At 64.7% G+C, this 17289-nt stretch carries 18 protein-coding genes and 2 riboswitches; of the genes, 7 read left to right on the top strand and 11 right to left on the bottom strand.

Annotated elements, in window-relative coordinates:
- The first annotated feature begins 45 nt into the window (after positions 1–45).
- A complete protein-coding gene (locus NCT32_RS18155; protein ID WP_061115638.1) occupies positions 46–357 on the top strand; it encodes a hypothetical protein in 312 nt (103 codons plus the stop codon).
- 94 nt (positions 358–451) lie between these two features.
- Here the strand turns inward: NCT32_RS18155 and NCT32_RS18150 are convergent, their stop codons facing one another.
- The 3 genes from NCT32_RS18150 to NCT32_RS18140 all read right to left on the bottom strand — a co-directional run bounded on the left by NCT32_RS18150 (position 452) and on the right by NCT32_RS18140 (position 1839).
- Entirely contained in the window at positions 452–766 is a 315-nt protein-coding gene (locus NCT32_RS18150; RefSeq protein WP_061115639.1) for an antibiotic biosynthesis monooxygenase, read from the bottom strand.
- Positions 767–806: 40 nt separating this feature from the next.
- A complete protein-coding gene (locus tag NCT32_RS18145; protein WP_061115640.1) occupies positions 807–1178 on the bottom strand; it encodes a DUF1428 domain-containing protein in 372 nt (123 codons plus the stop codon).
- Between the two features lie 79 nt (positions 1179–1257).
- A complete protein-coding gene (locus NCT32_RS18140; protein WP_061115641.1) occupies positions 1258–1839 on the bottom strand; it encodes a histidine phosphatase family protein in 582 nt (193 codons plus the stop codon).
- A 48-nt stretch (positions 1840–1887) separates the two neighbouring features.
- Positions 1888–2014: riboswitch (cobalamin riboswitch) on the top strand.
- 28 nt (positions 2015–2042) lie between these two features.
- Here NCT32_RS18140 and NCT32_RS18135 point away from each other — a divergent pair.
- On the top strand, positions 2043–2276 hold the full coding sequence (locus NCT32_RS18135; RefSeq protein WP_061115642.1) for a CbtB-domain containing protein: 234 nt from the start codon (positions 2043–2045) through the stop codon (positions 2274–2276).
- Positions 2277–2285: 9 nt separating this feature from the next.
- The gene (locus tag NCT32_RS18130; RefSeq protein ID WP_061115643.1) at positions 2286–3062 is read left to right on the top strand and encodes a CbtA family protein; all 777 of its coding nucleotides are present in this window, start codon (positions 2286–2288) and stop codon (positions 3060–3062) included.
- A gap of 54 nt (positions 3063–3116) precedes the next feature.
- Here NCT32_RS18130 and NCT32_RS18125 read toward each other — a convergent pair whose 3' ends face one another.
- The 4 genes from NCT32_RS18125 to NCT32_RS18110 all read right to left on the bottom strand — a co-directional run bounded on the left by NCT32_RS18125 (position 3117) and on the right by NCT32_RS18110 (position 5957).
- Positions 3117–3359 (bottom strand): DUF1289 domain-containing protein, encoded by a 243-nt coding sequence (locus NCT32_RS18125; protein ID WP_061115644.1) that lies wholly within the window; start codon positions 3357–3359, stop codon positions 3117–3119.
- The gene (locus NCT32_RS18120) at positions 3356–4654 is read right to left on the bottom strand and encodes a cobyrinate a,c-diamide synthase (RefSeq protein ID WP_061115645.1); all 1299 of its coding nucleotides are present in this window, start codon (positions 4652–4654) and stop codon (positions 3356–3358) included. The genes NCT32_RS18125 and NCT32_RS18120 overlap by 4 nt, the downstream gene beginning before the upstream one ends.
- A 5-nt stretch (positions 4655–4659) precedes the next feature.
- Positions 4660–5262 carry a cob(I)yrinic acid a,c-diamide adenosyltransferase gene (cobO, locus tag NCT32_RS18115; protein WP_061115646.1) on the bottom strand — a complete coding sequence of 201 codons (603 nt, stop codon included), beginning with the start codon at positions 5260–5262 and terminating at the stop codon, positions 4660–4662.
- A 290-nt stretch (positions 5263–5552) separates the two neighbouring features.
- The gene (locus tag NCT32_RS18110) at positions 5553–5957 is read right to left on the bottom strand and encodes a cobalamin biosynthesis protein (protein WP_250477441.1); all 405 of its coding nucleotides are present in this window, start codon (positions 5955–5957) and stop codon (positions 5553–5555) included.
- A gap of 108 nt (positions 5958–6065) precedes the next feature.
- Positions 6066–6324: riboswitch (cobalamin riboswitch) on the top strand.
- Between the two features lie 121 nt (positions 6325–6445).
- On the opposite strand from NCT32_RS18110, the gene cobW reads away from it, so the two are divergent.
- From cobW to NCT32_RS18090, 4 genes are all read left to right on the top strand, one after another.
- Positions 6446–7531, top strand: a complete 1086-nt coding sequence (cobW, locus tag NCT32_RS18105; protein ID WP_061115648.1) for a cobalamin biosynthesis protein CobW — start codon at positions 6446–6448, stop codon at positions 7529–7531.
- Positions 7532–7536: 5 nt separating this feature from the next.
- Positions 7537–11313, top strand: a complete 3777-nt coding sequence (gene cobN / locus NCT32_RS18100; RefSeq protein ID WP_250477440.1) for a cobaltochelatase subunit CobN — start codon at positions 7537–7539, stop codon at positions 11311–11313.
- Positions 11310–12305, top strand: a complete 996-nt coding sequence (locus NCT32_RS18095) for an ATP-binding protein (protein WP_061115650.1) — start codon at positions 11310–11312, stop codon at positions 12303–12305. Before cobN ends, NCT32_RS18095 begins: the two co-directional genes overlap by 4 nt.
- Positions 12306–12451: 146 nt before the next feature.
- The gene (locus NCT32_RS18090) at positions 12452–13012 is read left to right on the top strand and encodes a VWA domain-containing protein (protein ID WP_086960656.1); all 561 of its coding nucleotides are present in this window, start codon (positions 12452–12454) and stop codon (positions 13010–13012) included.
- On the opposite strand, the gene cobJ is transcribed toward NCT32_RS18090, so the two are convergent.
- From cobJ to cobG, 4 genes are read right to left on the bottom strand one after another with little or no spacing between them, the layout of a single operon-like run.
- Positions 12988–14640 carry a precorrin-3B C(17)-methyltransferase gene (cobJ, locus tag NCT32_RS18085; protein ID WP_061115652.1) on the bottom strand — a complete coding sequence of 551 codons (1653 nt, stop codon included), beginning with the start codon at positions 14638–14640 and terminating at the stop codon, positions 12988–12990. The two genes, NCT32_RS18090 and cobJ, sit on opposite strands and share 25 nt — an antisense overlap.
- Positions 14628–15356 carry a precorrin-2 C(20)-methyltransferase gene (locus tag NCT32_RS18080; protein ID WP_061115653.1) on the bottom strand — a complete coding sequence of 243 codons (729 nt, stop codon included), beginning with the start codon at positions 15354–15356 and terminating at the stop codon, positions 14628–14630. Before NCT32_RS18080 ends, cobJ begins: the two co-directional genes overlap by 13 nt.
- Positions 15353–15979, bottom strand: coding sequence for a precorrin-8X methylmutase (locus NCT32_RS18075; RefSeq protein ID WP_061116048.1), 627 nt, complete (start codon positions 15977–15979; stop codon positions 15353–15355). The genes NCT32_RS18080 and NCT32_RS18075 overlap by 4 nt, the downstream gene beginning before the upstream one ends.
- The gene (gene cobG, locus NCT32_RS18070) at positions 15972–17267 is read right to left on the bottom strand and encodes a precorrin-3B synthase (RefSeq protein ID WP_250477439.1); all 1296 of its coding nucleotides are present in this window, start codon (positions 17265–17267) and stop codon (positions 15972–15974) included. Before cobG ends, NCT32_RS18075 begins: the two co-directional genes overlap by 8 nt.
- Between the last annotated feature and the right edge of the window lie 22 nt (positions 17268–17289).

Raw genomic sequence — 17289 nt, 5'->3', positions numbered from 1 at the left:
CGGCGCGCAATGTGCGCCACAGCAATCAAGCCAGCGAACTGACCCATGACAAGTCGATATGACAGCAAATGGCACCCGTGGATTCCGGCGCAAGGTGACGGGCGCGAAAGCGCTAAAGGGAAGCGCCCGGCGGCTCCCCAGGCGAGCGCCGCGCCGCCCGCGGGCTACTTCATCTCCGTGCTGGAGCTTGCGACAGGCGAAAAGCTCGGCAACGACGAGCGTCTGCGCGCCGTGGCCATGCTCGAATCGCAGTTCGGCGAGGGCCGGCCGCGCACGCTGAAAGAAGCGGTGCGCATCTGCGCCGCAGCGATCGATTCGTCGACGTTGCAGCGCATGGCACGCGGCGCAAAGGCCTGACGAGAGTTCGCTGAACGCGCGTTTTTTCACATCAGTGTAAAACGCGCGTGCTCACGGAAAAGCGCCCGGTCGTTCGAGGGCACGCTCGGAGCGCTTATTTGACGGTCTGAATCACTTCGAAGCCTTCGAATTCGGGGTGGCCGAGATAGAGTTGGCGCGTCTCGCCGCCGGCGTTGCGATGCGCGGCGCGAAACGCGTCGGATCGTGTCCAATTCTCGAAGGCCGCCTGGTTCGCCCAGATCGTATGACTCGAATAGAGGACGTGGTCGTCCTTGACCGGTCCTTTGAGCAGATGAAACTCGACGAACCCCGGCACATCCTTGAGATGCGTGTCGCGGCTGCTCCAGAGGCGTTCGAAGTCGGCTTCGGCGCCGGGCACGATCTTGAAGCGGTTCATGGCGATATACATGTCGAAGCGTTTCCTTCTCGTCAGGTCAAAAACATAAGAATCAGCTACGCCCCAGTTCCACGAGCGTCGTGAAACCGCCGAAGAACATGCGCTGCGGATCGAATGGCGGATCGCCGGATTCCATCATCGCCTTGAGCCGCGGGTCTTCCATCACCTTCGCGTTGACGCTGTCGCGCTGCTCGCGCGACGCGTAGACGATATACGAGAACGCCACGGTCTCGCCTTCCTTCATTTGCACGCTCTGCGGAAACGACGTGAGCTTGCCGGGCTTGACGTCGTCGGCGATGGTCTCCACGAACTGCAGTGCGCCATGCTCGAGCCAGATCTTGCCGGCGGCCTCGGCCATGGTGCGGTAGGCGTCGATCTTGTCGATCGGCACGGGTACGACGAATCCATCCACGTAATGCGGCATCTGAGTCTCCTGAATCGGTTCGAGAGCGGACCGCGCGTGCGATGCGCTGCTCGTTTGAGCGATGTGTCAGCAACGAAGTTCAGGCCGCTTCATGCGGCGATTCGGCGGTCCATGCGTCGGCGGGCGAGGCGCGTTTGAGCACCGTCGATGAAAGCGGCGCGAAATTCATTCCGTACACGGACTGGAGCGGCATGCCGAGCATATGCGCGAGCGCCACTTTGACGACGATCGCATGCGTGACCACGATGCAGCGCTCGCGCGCATTCAGGCGATCGACGAATGCAAGCCCCTGCGCGACGCGCGCTGCGAGCATGGCAACGCTCTCGCCGCCGTGTCCGCGCGCTTCTGGATCCGCAAGCCACGCGGCGACCTGCTCGGGCTCGCGCTCGGCTGTCTCGCGTATCGAGTGCCCGCGCCAGCGGCCATAGTCGATATCGTCGAACGCGGGCGCGATTTCGAAAGCATCGGCGATCCATTGCGCGGTCTGGCGCGCTACGCGCGCCGGGCTCGCGATCACGCGTGTATCCCGCACGGAGCGTGGCCCCACCCGCAGCGGCGCGAGTTGAATGCGTGCATCATGCTCGGCATGATCGTCGCCTCCGGGAAAGTGGCCGGTTTTCATCGCGCGCGTAGCGGCGTGGCACAACAGAATGAGTTCCAAGGGAGTCGCCGGGCGAATCGGAATCGTTTTACTTTGCCGCCGATCATCATAGAATGGCAAGCTTGCAGTGCGAGGAAGCCGGTGCAAATCCGGCACGGTCGCGCCACTGTATGCGTTCGTCAGCGTGAAAGCGTTGCGCCGCGAGTCAGACCCCGCTGCATGCTCTTCGTCAATCGGGACGCGCTTTTCCCTGGAGAACCACCATGAATGCTTCCAACACGCCGGCCTTTTCCGCTCCGGTTTCCCCGTCGCTCGACGCACCCGTGCCCCTTCCGGTGCGCGAAGTGCTCCCGTGGGCCGTTTTCATCGGCCTTCTTCTGTTGATCGCAATCTATTTCGTCGGCGCGGAGCAGGGCGCGACGTCGATCTTCTCGGGCATGTACGTCCACGAGTTCGTTCACGATGGCCGGCATCTGCTCGGCTTTCCGTGCCACTGAGGACGCGTCATGATTCGCACTTTGCTGATACGCGGCATGATCGCGGGGCTGATCGCGGGCCTGATCGGCTTCGGTTTCGCTCGTGCGTTCGGGGAGCCGTCGGTGGCGCGCGCCATCGCGTTCGAGCAACATCACGAGCAGGCGCACGACCATGAGCATGCCGATGCCGCGAGAGGCGCCGCGCATTCGCACGATCACGGCGACGAAGAACTCGTCTCCCGCGATACGCAAGCGGGTCTCGGCCTCCTGACGGGCGTTGCGGTGTTCGGCACCGCATTGGGCGGTCTCTTCTCGCTCGTGTTCGCGTTTGCTTATGGGCGCCTCGGCGCGTTGCACGCGCGCGGCACGTCGGCGCTTCTGGCGTTGTTCGGCTTCGTGAGCGTCGCCATCGTGCCGTTCCTCAAGTACCCGCCGAATCCGCCGGCGGTCGGCAATCCCGACACCATCGGGCCGCGCACGGCGCTCTTCTTCGGCATGGTGGCCATTTCCATCGCGGCGGCCGTGTTCGCGCTGTGGCTCTGGCGGCGCATGGCGGCGCGACATGACGGCTGGAACGCGACGCTTATCGCCTCGGCCGCGTATCTCGTCGTGATCGTGGTGGCGCAGCTTGCACTGCCGCGCATCGACGAAGTGCCCGCCGATTTCTCCGCGTCGCTCTTGTGGAACTTCCGCCTGGCCGCGATCGGCATTCAGGCGCTGATCTGGACGACGCTCGGTCTCGTGTTCGGCGCACTCGCCGCACGTGAACTGGACCGGCCGGCTGTCAGGAGAATGGCGGCGGCTTGACGCTTCTTGCAGGCTCGATTGTCCGGCCCACGTTTCGATCGAAGCGTGGGCTTTCTATTTCGCGCTTGCCGCACGCCGTGCGAGCAACGCGTCGAATAAATCGAGCTTCGCGGCTTCGTCCATCGATTTGAAGGTCTTGATTTCTTCGCGGCTTCTGAAGCATCCAAGGCATAAGCCCGTTTCCGGATCGAGCTTGCAGACGTCGGTGCAGGGCGAGCCGATGGGTTCCTGCGTCTTTGCGCGCTCGATCGTGAATGCGAGATCGAGCGGCGTGCGAATGTCTTGCGTCGTCGTCATAGTGATTCGCCGCGAAAGAGCGCGGCAGCGGCGGCCGGATTCGACGGCCAGTAAGCGTGCATGTAAGTGGCCGTGACCGGCCCGTGTCGATAGAGCGCTTCGCCCGATGTGCCCGTCGTCGCGTGTTTCGCCTCGAGGACGGCCTGCATCGGCGTGTGCAGAGTCGAGTAATGGAACGTGTGGCCCATCATCGCGCCGTGCGTCGTGTCGATACGCTGCATCGCGAGGCGCGACAGCTTGCGTTGCATTGCGGCATCGCCCGGAAGAATGCCGAGCATCGCGTGCCGTGTGCCTTCGATGTCCGTCAGCGTGTCGAGCAGATAGAGCATGCCGCCGCATTCCGCGACGACCGGCTTCGCTTTTGCAACGTGTTCGGCGATCGACGCGCGCGCGTTCGCATTTACCGCGAGACTTGCCGCATGCAGCTCGGGGTAACCGCCGGGAAGATAGAGCGCATCCGCATCGTGGGGCGCGGATTCGTCGGCGAGCGGCGAGAATGTGCTGATGCGCGCGCCCATCTCGGCGAGCAGATCGACGTTCGCCGGATAGACGAACGAGAACGCTGCGTCGCGCGCAATCGCGATATGCATCCCGTCGAGCAGACGCGGGGGCGCGGGAAGGGTCGTATCGTCGAAATGAACGGGCGGCGGCAGATCCGCGAGCGCGGTTTGCGCGATCGCGTCGGCGGCGCGATCGAGGCGCGCGTCGAGGCCCGCGATTTCGTCAGGCTGCGTGAGACCGAGATGACGCTCGGGCAGCGCGATATCGTCCGCGTTCGACAGATGGCCGCAATAAAGCAGCCCCTCTGGAATGGTCTCCGACAGCATCTGCGCATGGCGCGCCGACGCGACGCGATTGGCGAGCACGCCATGAAACGGCACGTCCGCGCGATAACGCGCGAGCCCGAACGCGATCGCGCCGAAGGTCTGCGCCATGCCGTGCGCGCCGATCACCGCGAGCACGGGCACGTTGAACGCGGCGGCGAGGTCGGCGCTGCTTGGCGTGCCGTCGAAAAGACCCATCACGCCTTCGATGAGAATGAGATCGGCCTCGCGGGCGGCCTGTGCAAGCAAGGCGCGGCACGCGTCGAACCCGACCATCGAGAGATGCAGCGAATACACGCTCGCGCCGCATGCGCGCTCGAGGATCATCGGATCGAGAAAATCCGGGCCGGTCTTGAACACGCGCACGTTCAGGCCACGGCGCGTGTGATGGCGCGCAAGCGCGGCCGTCACCGTGGTCTTGCCTTGATGCGACGCGCTTGCGCCGATGAAAAGAGCGGGGCAGTCGGGCATTGCGTTCAGAACTCGACGCCGCGTTGCGCCTTCACGCCCTGCTCGCGATAGGGGTGCTTCACGAGCCGCATCTCGGTGACGAGGTCGGCGAGTTCGATCAGCGCATCGGGCGCATGCCGGCCGGTCACGACCACGTGCAGCATCGCGGGCCGCGCCTTGAGCACGTCGAGCACTTCATCGAGCGGCAGATATTCATACTTGAGCACGGTGTTCAGTTCATCGAGCACGACCATCTGATAATCGCCGCTTTCGATCATGCGCCGCGCCTCGTTCCAGCCTTTGCGCGCAGTGGCCATGTCGGCCTCGCGGTTCTGCGTGTTCCAGGTATAGCCGTCGCCCATCGTGACGAAATCGCAATGCGCGATCGCGCCGAGGAAATCGCGCTCGGACGTATGCAGCGCGCCCTTGATGAACTGCACGACGCCGAGCTTCATCCCATGACCGAGCACGCGCACGGCCATGCCGAACGCCGCCGTGGTCTTGCCCTTGCCGTTGCCGGTATTCACGATCAGCAGGCCTTTTTCATGATCGGCGGCGGCCTGCTTTTTCTCGTGACCTTCCTTGCGACGCTGGGTCATGCGCAGATGCGATTCGGTATCGGTTTTCACATCGACTCCATTCGAATGGGGTTGCAGCGGGTCTTTGCATGACGAAAGACGGCCGTATCGTACATCAGCAGCGGCCGCGTTTTCGGCTTAATTCTGCGCTAACAGACGGTGGGCATCATGCAGTCACGCAATCACCGACTTCAGGAGCAAGGAAATGGACGCGCTCTATCTCTATCTGGAACTCGTGGCGCTGGCCGTTCTCGTCTGGCTTTGCCGCGATAAGTTCAAGCCACCCGTTGCAAAGCCGCTCGCCGAAACGGCGCGCCCGCGCACCACGGCCAAACCGGTGTTCATGTTCCGTTCGCATCGGGTTCATGCGCCATTGCGACCGCGACAGTTACGCCGCAACCGATCGTCTTTGGCACGATGAGCGTGTGCGCGTTGCCTGCAAGCAGCGCGCATGGCTCGCATACGCCATCGACGTTCATATGTTTCGCCGCGTGATGTGACATCGCCGTGCGAGGCGTGCGCGCGATCTCATCGGCGGTATAAAAGCGCAGCGGCAGGCCATGACGTGCGCAGAAAGCGAGCAAGCCCGCTTCGTTTCGCTTCGCATCGATGCTCGCGACGATCGCGATGTCGCCGAATTCGAGCGTGCCCAGCGCGACGCGCACCGCATGTTCGATCGCATCGGCGCTCGTGTCGCGCCTGCAGCCGATGCCGACGGCGAGCCGCATGATTGCAGGCACATTCATGCGAACGATCGAAGATTTCATGGTGAATGACGAGAGTGCGCTGCGTGGGCCGACATTATGACACCGCGCGAGCGGCGTCATTTCTTGACGCTCGCGCGCGCCGGGCCTAGACTTTCACGCAGTTTTGGTGCTCGCGCGCGGATTCTCTCGTGCGCAGTTAAACGGGAAGCAGGACACGTTCCTTTCGACCGATCGAGCGGACGTCAACCTGCGCTGCCCCCGCAACGGTAAGCGATTCCCCGCGCGCGCGATGTTTTCATCGCACGATCGGGAAGCCGGCTTCGAGGCCACTGCGCGTAGTAACGCGCGGGAAGGCGAAGCGGCGCGGTCGTCAGCCCGGATACCGGCCAGACTTTCACGGAGGATCGCTGTCGCGGGGATGCGGCGCGGCCCATGTTCATTCAAGCGTGTGCTTTCCTTTTTCATGCCGCAGCGTTGCCACGCATCGCGCGACACGAAGCGCACGCATACGAAGCCACGGAGCTACGATGCAAACCCGCAAGATCCCCGTCACGGTCGTGACCGGCTTTCTCGGCAGCGGCAAGACCACACTGATGCGCCATATCCTGTCCAACGCGAAAGGAAAGCGCATCGCGGTCATCGTCAACGAGTTCGGCGAGCTCGGCATCGACGGGGAAATCCTGAAGGGTTGCGGCATCGGCTGCGACGACGAAGCCGGCTCAAAAGACCGCAATCTGTATGAACTCGCAAATGGTTGCCTGTGCTGCACCGTGCAGGAAGAGTTCTATCCGGTGATGGAGCAGCTCGTCGAGCGGCGCGATGGCATCGATCACGTGCTGATCGAAACATCGGGTCTTGCGTTGCCGAAGCCGCTCGTGCAGGCGTTCAACTGGCCGTCGATCAAGAACGCGTTCACGGTCGATGCGGTCGTCACCGTGGTCGATGGCCCCGCTGCCGCAAGCGGCCAGTTCGCGTCGAACCCCGTCGCCGTCGATGCGCAGCGCAAGGCCGATCCGAATCTCGATCACGAATCGCCGTTGCATGAGTTGTTCGAAGATCAGCTTTCGTCGGCGGATCTCGTCATCGTGAACAAGACCGACCTCATGGACGAGGCAGCGCTGCACAAAGTCGAAGCGCTCGTGCGCCCCGAGATCCCGCCCGAAGTGAAGATCGTGCCCGCGCAAATGGGCAGGCTCGACGTGCATACGCTGCTCGGCCTCGGAGCTGCATCGGAAGAAACGATCCATCTGCGGCACGATCATCACGGCTCGCCCGACGAAGAAGGCCATGCCGATCATCATCATGACGCGTTCGATTCGGTCGTCGTTCATGGCAGGGTCGAATCCCGCGAGCAGGCCATCGCGGCGTTGCACACGCTCGTCGAGCATCACACGATCTATCGCGTGAAGGGTTTCGCGGCATTGCCGGGCGCGGCGATGCGGCTCGTCGTGCAGGGCGTAGGACGTCGTTTCGACAGCTATTTCGATCGCCGGTGGCAAGCCGATGAAGCGAAGACGCAAAGCCGCTTCGTGCTGATCGGCGAAGACCTCGATCGCGACGCGCTGCAACGTGCCTTCGACGCGGCGCTCGCAAGCGCCTCCGTGCAGGCGTAACAGCGATGCATCTGCTTCGCACGACACCGGGAGGCTTCGTCGACGATGCGCAAGGCGTCATGCGCATCGAGCAGACACGTGCGCCGATCGTGGTGCTCAGTTCCGCCGACACGACGCTTGCGTTGCTCGCGAGCGTCTTTCCGCGACTCGAAGCGGGCTTTCCCGACGTGCGGCTCGCGAATCAATCGTTTTTACGCCAGCCGGCATCGGTCGATTTCTATGTCGACGACGTGTTGCGTCACGCGAGGGTCGTGATCGTCGATCACCTCGGCGGCGAATCGTATTGGCCCTATGGCATCGAGCGGCTCGTCGCGCTCGCGAAGCAAGAGCAACAGATGCTCGCTATGTTTTCAGGCGATCTCACGGAGGATCCGAATCTCATCGGCAAGAGCACGGCGGATGCGGAGTTTTGCCGCGAGCTGTCGCGCTATCTACGCGAAGGCGGCGCGCGCAATGCGGAAGAATTCCTGCGCTCGATTGCGCATCGCGCGTTCGGTTTCGGGCGCGAACCGCAACCGCCGAGGCCGCTGCCCGCGGTCGCGATCTATCATCCCGAACGCGATACCGCCGCCATCGAAGACTGGCAGGCACGATGGACAGAAGGCGCACCCGTCGCCGCGATCCTGTTCTATCGCGCGCACTTGCAGTCGGGCAATACCGCCGTGTTCGATGCGCTCATCGAAGCGCTCGAGAAAGAAGGCATGAATCCGCTGCCGATCGCAATTTCATCGCTGAAGGAAAGCGTGAGCCGCGAAGTCGTCGAACGTTTATGCGCGGAGCATCGCGCATCGCTCGTGTTGAATACGACGGCCTTCGCCGCGAGCGTGATCGGGCAAGACGAAACGTTCGAAGTCGCGGGCGATGCGCCTGTGCTCCAGGTCATCCTGAGCGGCGGCAATCGCGACGACTGGCAAAAGGACAATCACGGCCTGAACTCGCGCGACGTCGCGATGCATGTGGCGCTGCCCGAAGTCGATGGCCGCATCATCACGCGCGCGATCAGTTTCAAGGGACTCGCTTATTACTGCAAGCATACGCAGGTGGACGTGGTGCGCTATCAGGCCGATGCGGAACGCGTGCGCTTCGTCGCCGAACTGAGCCGCCGCTGGTGCAGGCTGCGCCAGACGCCGAACGCGCAGAAGCGCATCGCGCTCGTGCTCGCGAACTATCCGGCAAGCGAAGGGCGCATCGGCAACGGCGTGGGACTCGACACGCCCGCATCGACCATCGGCATTCTGTCGATGCTCGCGCGCGAAGGCTATCGCGTGGGCGACATTCCAGAGACTGGCGATGCGCTCATCGCCGCGCTGACCGAAGGCGTCACGAACGATCCCATCGTGCGCGACTTGCGGCCCGCGCTGCAAAGTCTTTCGGTCGATGAATATCTCGATGCGTACCGCACGCTGCCCGCCGATGCGCGCGCCGCGCTGGAAAAGACCTGGGGCGCGCCCGAAGACGACCCTACGGTGAGACGCGGCCGCTTCATGATCTCGGGCTATCGTTGCGGCGAAGTCTTCGTGGGGATTCAGCCTTCGCGTTCGCGCGAACGCAACGATTACGCGAGCTATCACGACGCCGAACTCGTTCCGCCGCATTCGTATCTCGCGTTCTATTTCTGGTTGCGTCTGCGCTTTCAGGTGGATGCGCTCGTGCATGTCGGCAAGCATGGCAATCTCGAATGGCTGCCGGGCAAGAGCATCGCGTTGTCGTCGTCGTGCTGGCCCGATGCGATCCTCGGACCGATGCCGCATCTTTATCCGTTCATCGTGAACGATCCGGGCGAAGGCAGTCAGGCGAAGCGCCGCGCGCAGGCCGTAATTATCGATCATCTGATGCCGCCGCTCACGCGCGCCGAGAACTACGGGCCGTTGCAGGATCTGGAGCGTCAGGTCGACGAATACTACGAAGCGCTGATGGTCGATGCGCGCCGCGCGAAGCTGTTGCGCAAGTCGATCCTCGCGACCATCGTCGAGAACAGGTTGCACGAAGAACTTGGCCTCGATGCGCCACGCGACGTCACGAGCGAAGACGCCTTGCTCACGCGCGCCGATGCGTATCTGTGCGAGTTGAAGGAAGCGCAGATTCGCGACGGGCTGCACGTGTTCGGCGTATCGCCGCAAGGCGTGCAGCGCCGCGACACGTTGCTCGCGCTCGGCCGCTTTCCGATCGGCGATGGACAGGGCGCGAACGCGAGCCTCATCACGGCGATCGCGCGCGATCTGCAACTGCCCGATCACTTCGATCCGCTCGACGCCGACTGGGCGGCGCCGTGGAGCGGGCCGCGCCCGCGCGCGCTCGTCGAAGTGAACGATGCGCCGTGGCGTCATCAGGGCGATACGCGCGAACGCCTCGAATCGTTAGCGACGCAACTATTGTCAACTGACGATGCCGCCGCGCCCGGTTCGCATACATCGCTCGTGCTCGAACGCTTGCGCGGCGACGTGCTCGCACGCCTCGACGCATGCGGCCCGCAAGAGCTTTTGCAACTCAAGCGCGGCCTCGAGGGGCGTTTCGTGCCGCCGGGTCCGAGCGGTTCGCCATCGCGCGGCAGGCCCGATGTCCTGCCCACGGGCCGCAACTTCTATTCCGTCGATACACGCGCATTGCCGACGCAAGCGGCCTGGTCGCTCGGGCTCAAGTCGGCGAACGCGCTGGTCGAGCGTCATGTGCAGGATCACGGCGATTTTCCGCGCGCGATCGGCTTGTCGGTGTGGGGCACGGCAACGATGCGCACCGGCGGCGACGATATCGCGCAGGCGTTCGCGCTGATTGGCGTGCGGCCGAAATGGGCGGCGGGCAGCCATCGTGTGACCGACTTCGAGGTTCTGCCGATATCGATCTTCAACCGGCCGCGCATCGACGTGACGCTGCGCGTATCGGGCTTTTTCCGCGATGCGTTCGCGAACCTCATCCATCTCTTCGATGCCGCCGTGCAGGCCGTAGCCGAGCTCGACGACGAGACCGACGACGTCAACCCGATCCGCGCGCGCATCCTGCGCGAACGCGACGAATTGATCGCACGCGGCATCGAAGGCAAGGAAGCGCGGCGGCGCGCGGGCTGGCGCGTTTTCAGCACGAAGCCGGGGGCCTATGGCGCGGGTTTGCAGGAACTGATCGACGCAAGACAATGGCAATCCGACGCGGATCTTTCCGCGGCTTATCAAAGCACGGGCGGTTACGCGTATTCGCAGACGGGCGATGGCGTCGAAGCGCGCGCGACCTTCGGCACGCGGCTTTCGACGCTCGATGTCGTCCTGCAGAATCAGGACAACCGCGAACACGATCTGCTCGACTCGAACGACTATCATCAGTTTCAGGGCGGCATGGTCGCGGCCGTGCGTTATTTATCGGGCTTGCAGCCGCAGGCGTATAACGCGGATCACAGCAATCCCGCCGCGCCGCGCGTGCGCACATTGAACGAAGAGATCGCGCGGGTGGTGCGTTCGCGCGTCGTCAATCCGAAGTGGATCGATGGCGTGAAGCGGCATGGCTACAAGGGCGCATCCGAACTCGCCGCAACCGTCGATTATCTTTTCGGCTACGACGCCACCGCGCGCGTCGTGTCGGATCATCAATACGCGCTCGTCACCGACGCCTATGTGAACGACGCCGACACGCGCGACTTCATCACGCGACACAATCCGCACGCGCTGCAATCGATCTGCGAGCGCCTGCTCGAAGCGATGCAACGCGGCCTGTGGCAGGAACCCGCCGGCTACCGCGAGCAGATAGAACGGCATCTGCTCGATGTCGAACAAAGCATCGAGGGCCGACACAATTGAACCCGCTCACTTTTCCCTTCACCGCGTTAGTCGCACAAGCGCCCTTGCAGCAAGCGCTTTTGCTTGCGGCAGTCGATCCCTCGATCGGCGGCGTGCTCGTCAGCGGGCCGCGCGGCACGGCAAAATCCACGGCGGCGCGCGCACTCGCGGAACTGTTGCCCGAGGGAAAGCTCGTGACCTTGCCGCTCGGCGCAAGCGAAGAGCAGTTGATCGGCACGCTCGACATTCAAAGCGCATTGCGTGACGGCGGCGTGAAGTTTTCGCCCGGCCTGCTCGCGAAGGCGCATCTCGGCGTGCTGTATGTCGATGAAGTGAATCTTCTGCCGAATCCGCTCGTCGATCAGTTGCTCGATGTCGCGGCGAGCGGCGTCAACATCGTCGAACGCGATGGCATTTCGCACCGGCATGACGCGCGCTTCGTGCTGATCGGCACGATGAATCCGGAAGAGGGCGAGTTGCGCCCGCAACTGCTGGATCGTTTTGGTCTGGCTGTGGAGATGAGCAATTGCTTCGATGCGCTCGTGCGGCAGCGCATCGTCAAGTCGCGGCTTGCATTCGATACCGATCCCGATGCGTTTCGCGCGCGGCACGCGACCGAACAGGCGTCGCTGGCCGAGCGCATTCATGCGGCGCGCGCGGCGCTCACGCAATTCGATTTCGACGATGCGGTTCATGCGCGCGTGAGCGAGCTTTGCATCGAGGCGCATGTGGACGGCTTGCGTGCGGACATCGTGATGCTGCGCGCGGCGCGGGCGCTGGCCGCGTTGGAGAATGCAGCGAACGTGGCCGTAACGCATGTCGAGCGTGTCGCCGATGCGGTGTTGAAGCATCGCCGGCGAGAAGCCGGATCGCCTTCACGCGAACCGGCCGGACGTGAACCCGCGCCGCGGGATGCGAGCGCGGCGGAATCCGACTGGGGCTACATGCCGCCGGAGCCGGCCGGAACCGCGAAGGTCAAGGAAGTGAGGTCGCTCGCCGCAAAAAAAGCCTGATCCATCGAAGGCGAGACGCGGATGCCCTCGACGCAGGGCGTCGCCCTCGATGGAACGAATCGCGCACGAAAGGCCGCTACGCTGGGCGCGAGGGTGACGCGAGCGCGTCGATCGACTGGCTGTCCACGTTGCGCGCGAAGCGGTCGATGCGTTTCGAGGCGCGGCATCTTCGCTATCGACGCACGCAGGGCGAGGGCGCGGTGCTGCATTGCTTTCTCCTCGATTGCTCCGGCTCGATGCTCGCGGGCGAGCGGCTTGCGCGCGCGAAAGGCATGCTCGTTGCGTTGTTCGATCGGGCCTATCGCGAGCGCGCGAAGATCGCGCTCGTGTGCTTCGGCGGCGGGCGTGCCGAAGTGCGTCGGCAGCCGGGCGTGGCGCATTGGTTCAATGAACGCTGGGTCGCGCCGATCGGCGGCGGTGGCGGCACGCCGCTTACGCTCGGGTTGGCGAGCGCCGCCACGGTGCTCGAACGCGCGGCAAGACAAAGACCGTCGCAACGGCGCTGGTTGTGGGTGCTGACCGACGGGCGCACGAATGAAAAGCCGCAGGCGCCGGCGTCGGCGGATGAGATCGTCGTCGTCGATTTCGAAGAGGGTTCGATTCCAGCCGGACGCGGCAAGGCACTCGCGCATGACTGGGGCGCACGATACATCACCGCCGATGCGCTGAGCGAAGGCGATGATTACTCATACCATCGCGGCGTATAGACCCAATCACCGACTACACGCGTGGTCGATGAACCGACGATCACCATCGTCCGCATATCGACGAGTTCGCTTTTCAGTTCGCCAAGCGTGACGACGCGCAACGCTTCAGCCGGGCGTCCGATGTCTCTTCCCAGCACGACGGGCGTGTGCGGATCGCGATAACGCTTCACGATGCCGATCGCACGATCGAATTGCCACGGCCGCGCTTTCGACAGCGGGTTATAGAACGCCATCACGAGATCGGCTTCGCCCGCATGCGCGATGCGTTTCTCGATCACGCTCCACGGCTTCAGGTTATCCGACAGCGACAGCACGCAGAAATCGTGGCCCAGCGGCGCGCCTGCACGCGCGGCGGTCGCGAGCGATGCCGACACGCCCGGCACGATGGCGAGTTTCACCGCGCTCCATTCGGGATGCGCCGCGTGGCCTTCGTCCAGTGCTTCGAGCACGGCGGCGGCCATCGCGAAGACGCCCGGATCGCCCGATGACACCACGACCACGCGCCGTCCCTCGCTCGCCAGTTCGAAGGCGTGACGCGCGCGTTGCAGTTCCTCGCGGTTGTCGGTCATGTGCACGCGCTGATCGTCACGGAAAGGACCAGCCATGCGCACATAGGTTTCGTAGCCGAGCACGTCTTGCGCTGCGACGAGCGCGGCGCGTGCGGCCGGCGTCATCAGTTCCGCGCTGCCGGGGCCGAGTCCGATCACGGTCAGCGTGCCGCGCGCACGCCCGATCGATTGCGCGTCGATGGGCGCATCGCTTACGTGCAATGCGATGCGCGGCGCATCGCCGGCGTCGAATGGCGCGGCATCGCAAAAGCGCAGGGGCACATTCAAGGCATGCGCGGCGTCTTCCAGTGATCGCGTCGTCATGTAACGCACAGGCGCTGCCAGGGCCGCGAGCGCAAGCGGCGATAGTCCCTGCGCGCGCATGACCGCACGCATGCGTTCAGCGACATCGTCATCGGGCGATACATGCCCGATCCACGCGAGCACGCAACGCGGATGGATCACGAGATTGTCATCATCGTGCGCAGCGAAGGGCGTGATGCGCACGGCAAAACGCGCATGGTCGGCGCGGGGCAGGTCGGCATCGTCGAGCCAGGGCGCGTGGCCTTCGATGCGCGTGGCGTCGCCCGCGAGCAGACCGGACACGAAGCGCTTGCCTTGCTCGATATCCGCGAGGGCGTAACCTTCGGGCGGCGCGAGCAGACATTGACCGAAGCGCAGTTCGCCGCTCGTCGTGATCGCGGGCGCGACACCGAGCGCAGTGCCGATTTCGCGCGCCAGCACGTTCACGCCGCTCATGCCGCCGAGCAGCGGGACGACCGCGCTGCCATCCTGTGCAACGGCGAGCACGGGTGGTTCGGCGCCCTTGTCGGCAAGAGATGACGCGAGCGCGCGAATCACGATGCCCGCCGAGCACAGCGCGACGACCGGCGTGCCCGATGCATACAGCGCGCGCACGTGCGCCCCGAAGTCGTCATACGCGATGTCCGCGTTCACGCGGCGGGCGAGGCCATGCACGCGCGATTGCTGGAATTTCGCCTGAATGCGCCGCGCCGTGTCGAGCGCCCCCGCACCGAGCACGACGATCGCCATCGGCATGGAAGAGCTCACGCGCGCCATTTCTTCCCCGGCACGACGAGCAGCGAGAAATACGGCGACGCCATCGGATCGACTTCATCGAGCGGCACGATGCGTTGATTGGCCATCGTCGCGCGCTCGACGTATAGCGCGCGTTCATCGAGTCCGAGCTCGCTGAGAACGCGCCGCACCTTCTCGAAGTTGCGGCCGAGCTTCATGATGACGGCCGCGTCCGCCGCTTCGAGACGGCGCTTCAGATCGTCTTCCGGCAACACGCCCGACAGCACCGAGAGACTCTGGTTGCGATACACGAGCGGCACGCCCAGCACCGCGACGCCGCCGAGCATCGAGCATACGCCGGGCACCACATGCGCATCGAAGCGTCCGGCGAGACGGTCGTGCAGATACATGTACGAGCCGTAGAAGAACGGATCGCCTTCGCAGATCACCGCGACATCGCGCCCGGCTTCGAGATGACCGGAGATCGTGAGCGCGGCTTCGTCGTAGAACGCGCTGATGATCGTCTCGTAGCAGAGCGGCGGTTCGAGCGCCTCGGTCGTCACCGGATAGACGAGCGGCAGCCGCGTCTGCGTATCGTCGAGATGCGATTCGATGATGCCGAACGCATTGCCCTTCTTGCCCTTCGCGACGAAATAAGCGACTACGGGAGCTGACTTGAGCAAGCGCAGCGCCTTCAGCGTGATCAGCTCGGGATCGCCCGGGCCGACGCCCAATCCAAAGAGATGCCCGCGCATCATTCGGCCTCCGAAGCAAGTGCGTTCGCCGCCGCTGCCGCCATCGCGCTGCCGCCGCGGCGGCCGAGCAGGGCGACGAAGGGCACGCCGCGGCTATCGGCGGCGAGCATCGCCTTGGATTCCGCCGCGCCGATGAAACCGACCGGAAAGCCCAGGATGAGCGCGGGTTTCGGTGCGCCGGCATCGAGCATGTCGAGCAGATGAAAGAGCGCGGTGGGCGCATTGCCGATCGCCACGATCGCGCCTTCGAGATGCGGCCGCCACAACTCGAGCGCGGCGGCCGAGCGCGTGTTGTTCATCGCGCGGGCGCGTTCGGGAACCGATGGATCGCTCAACGTGCAGACGACACGGTTATCGGCGGGAAGCCGCGCGCGCGTGATGCCTTCGGCGACCATGCGCGCATCGCACAGGATCGGCGCGCCGGTTGCGAGCGCGCGTCGGCCGGCGATGCCCGCACCGCAAGAGAAGCGCAGATCGCTCACGATATCGACCATGCCGCACGCATGGATCAGGCGCACCGCGAGCTTTTCAAGATCGGCGGGAATGGCGGCGAGGTCGGCTTCGGCGCGGATCGTCGCAAAGGACTGGCGATAAATCTCCGCTCCGTCGCGGATGTAGTCAGGCATCGGCATGGCTCCGGGCGAGCCGTCCGGCCGCCTCTTCGATGGTCAGATCGTGCGCAACGGTTCGTGCGCCGCGATGTAGGTCATAGCGCCCCGGCGCGACTGCATAGAGCGTCACCGGGACCGGATGCGCCGCCGCGCACGAACGCTCGCAGCCGCTCAGATGCACTTCGCCTTCATCCGAAGGCAGAAGCGAAGCGAGGCGATGCGCGTCCGCTTTGGTGTCGGCGCGGCTTTTCGCGCAGCCTTCGGAGCCCGCGCACGCGATGAGGCGCGCGAGCGGTTCGCGCGGGTCGATCGCAAGGCCGAGCGCGTGAAGGCGCTGCAGTACGTCATGCGCGTCATGCGCAGCGATGCCGGGTATCAGCACGCTTTGCCACGGCGTCATCGTCAGGCGGCCTTCGGCTTGCGTGTCGGCGATATCGGCGAGGGCTTCGAGCGTGGTCGCGTCGAGGCGTCCGAGGGGTGTTTGCGCGCCTGCGTACCACGTCGCGCGAAACGGCTCCGCGTGGGCGCCGAGGCGCAGCGATGCATCGGCGGGTCCGCGTCGCCAGTTCTGAACGGCTGCATCGACATCGAATGCTTCGAGAAAGCGCGCGACGCCGATACGCGCGAGCAGATCGCGCATACGATGCTCTTCTGGCGTGGCCAGCGCGAGAAACCTGCGCAGCACGCCCGACACGAACGTCACCACATCGCTGCGATGAATCGCGCCGGACGGACGCTGCCGCATCGTGCCCGCGAAGCCGAACGCGAAGCGCGCGCCATCGTCGATTGCGCAAAGCCACAGGTCGTGTGGATGATCGAGCATCGCGAGGCGCTCGCCGGCATCGAGTTGCAGCGCGAACTTGGGCGAGAGCGCATGAAGCGATGCGTCGGCCTGCATCGCGTCGATGATCCGATCGGCGAGCGCGCGCGTGTCGTCGCTCGCGAGCGGACTGAGCATCACGTTGCGGATGTCGTCGGCGCCGGCCGTCGAGGGGCCGAGGCCCGCCTCGAGCGCAATGTCGATCAGCGCGGCGTGGGCGTCGTCGCGGATGCCGCGCAACTGCAGATTCGCGCGATTGGTCACCTCGATCACGCCGGAGCCGCATTCGCGCGCCGCCCGCGCAACGGCCCGCGCCGCGTGCGCGCTCGACACGCCGCCCGCCAGTCGCAGGCGCGCGAGGCCGCCGTCCCGCGCGGGCACGATGCGCATCAGGCCCGGGCACGCAAAAGCGCGCGGCGCGGTCGTGAGCGATGAGCGGTCGAATGAAGTCAAAAGCGTGACCCGTTGGGCTTCGCGCGTCATGAGCGAACCGGTACACCCCGCC

Source organism: Caballeronia sp. INML2, assembly GCF_023631365.1.
In the GTDB taxonomy this organism is placed as follows: domain Bacteria; phylum Pseudomonadota; class Gammaproteobacteria; order Burkholderiales; family Burkholderiaceae; genus Caballeronia; species Caballeronia turbans.
The sequence above is the reverse complement of the archived record's forward strand: the minus strand, read 5'-3'. Positions and strand labels throughout refer to the sequence as shown.

Excerpts from the sequence above, each read along its gene's own strand:
- NCT32_RS18130 (WP_061115643.1), top strand. The coding sequence starts at position 2,286 with ATGATTCGCACTTTGCTGATACGCGGCATGATCGCGGGGCTGATCGCG.
- NCT32_RS18090 (WP_086960656.1), top strand. The coding sequence starts at position 12,452 with ATGCGTTTCGAGGCGCGGCATCTTCGCTATCGACGCACGCAGGGCGAG.
- NCT32_RS18150 (WP_061115639.1), bottom strand. The coding sequence starts at position 766 with ATGTATATCGCCATGAACCGCTTCAAGATCGTGCCCGGCGCCGAAGCC.
- cobG (WP_250477439.1), bottom strand. The coding sequence starts at position 17,267 with ATGACGCGCGAAGCCCAACGGGTCACGCTTTTGACTTCATTCGACCGC.
- NCT32_RS18155 (WP_061115638.1), top strand. The coding sequence starts at position 46 with ATGACAAGTCGATATGACAGCAAATGGCACCCGTGGATTCCGGCGCAA.
- NCT32_RS18120 (WP_061115645.1), bottom strand. The coding sequence starts at position 4,654 with ATGCCCGACTGCCCCGCTCTTTTCATCGGCGCAAGCGCGTCGCATCAA.
- NCT32_RS18135 (WP_061115642.1), top strand. The coding sequence starts at position 2,043 with ATGAATGCTTCCAACACGCCGGCCTTTTCCGCTCCGGTTTCCCCGTCG.
- cobN (WP_250477440.1), top strand. The coding sequence starts at position 7,537 with ATGCATCTGCTTCGCACGACACCGGGAGGCTTCGTCGACGATGCGCAA.
- cobJ (WP_061115652.1), bottom strand. The coding sequence starts at position 14,640 with ATGGCGCGCGTGAGCTCTTCCATGCCGATGGCGATCGTCGTGCTCGGT.
- NCT32_RS18145 (WP_061115640.1), bottom strand. The coding sequence starts at position 1,178 with ATGCCGCATTACGTGGATGGATTCGTCGTACCCGTGCCGATCGACAAG.
- NCT32_RS18110 (WP_250477441.1), bottom strand. The coding sequence starts at position 5,957 with ATGAATGTGCCTGCAATCATGCGGCTCGCCGTCGGCATCGGCTGCAGG.
- NCT32_RS18080 (WP_061115653.1), bottom strand. The coding sequence starts at position 15,356 with ATGATGCGCGGGCATCTCTTTGGATTGGGCGTCGGCCCGGGCGATCCC.
- cobW (WP_061115648.1), top strand. The coding sequence starts at position 6,446 with ATGCAAACCCGCAAGATCCCCGTCACGGTCGTGACCGGCTTTCTCGGC.
- NCT32_RS18125 (WP_061115644.1), bottom strand. The coding sequence starts at position 3,359 with ATGACGACGACGCAAGACATTCGCACGCCGCTCGATCTCGCATTCACG.
- NCT32_RS18075 (WP_061116048.1), bottom strand. The coding sequence starts at position 15,979 with ATGCCTGACTACATCCGCGACGGAGCGGAGATTTATCGCCAGTCCTTT.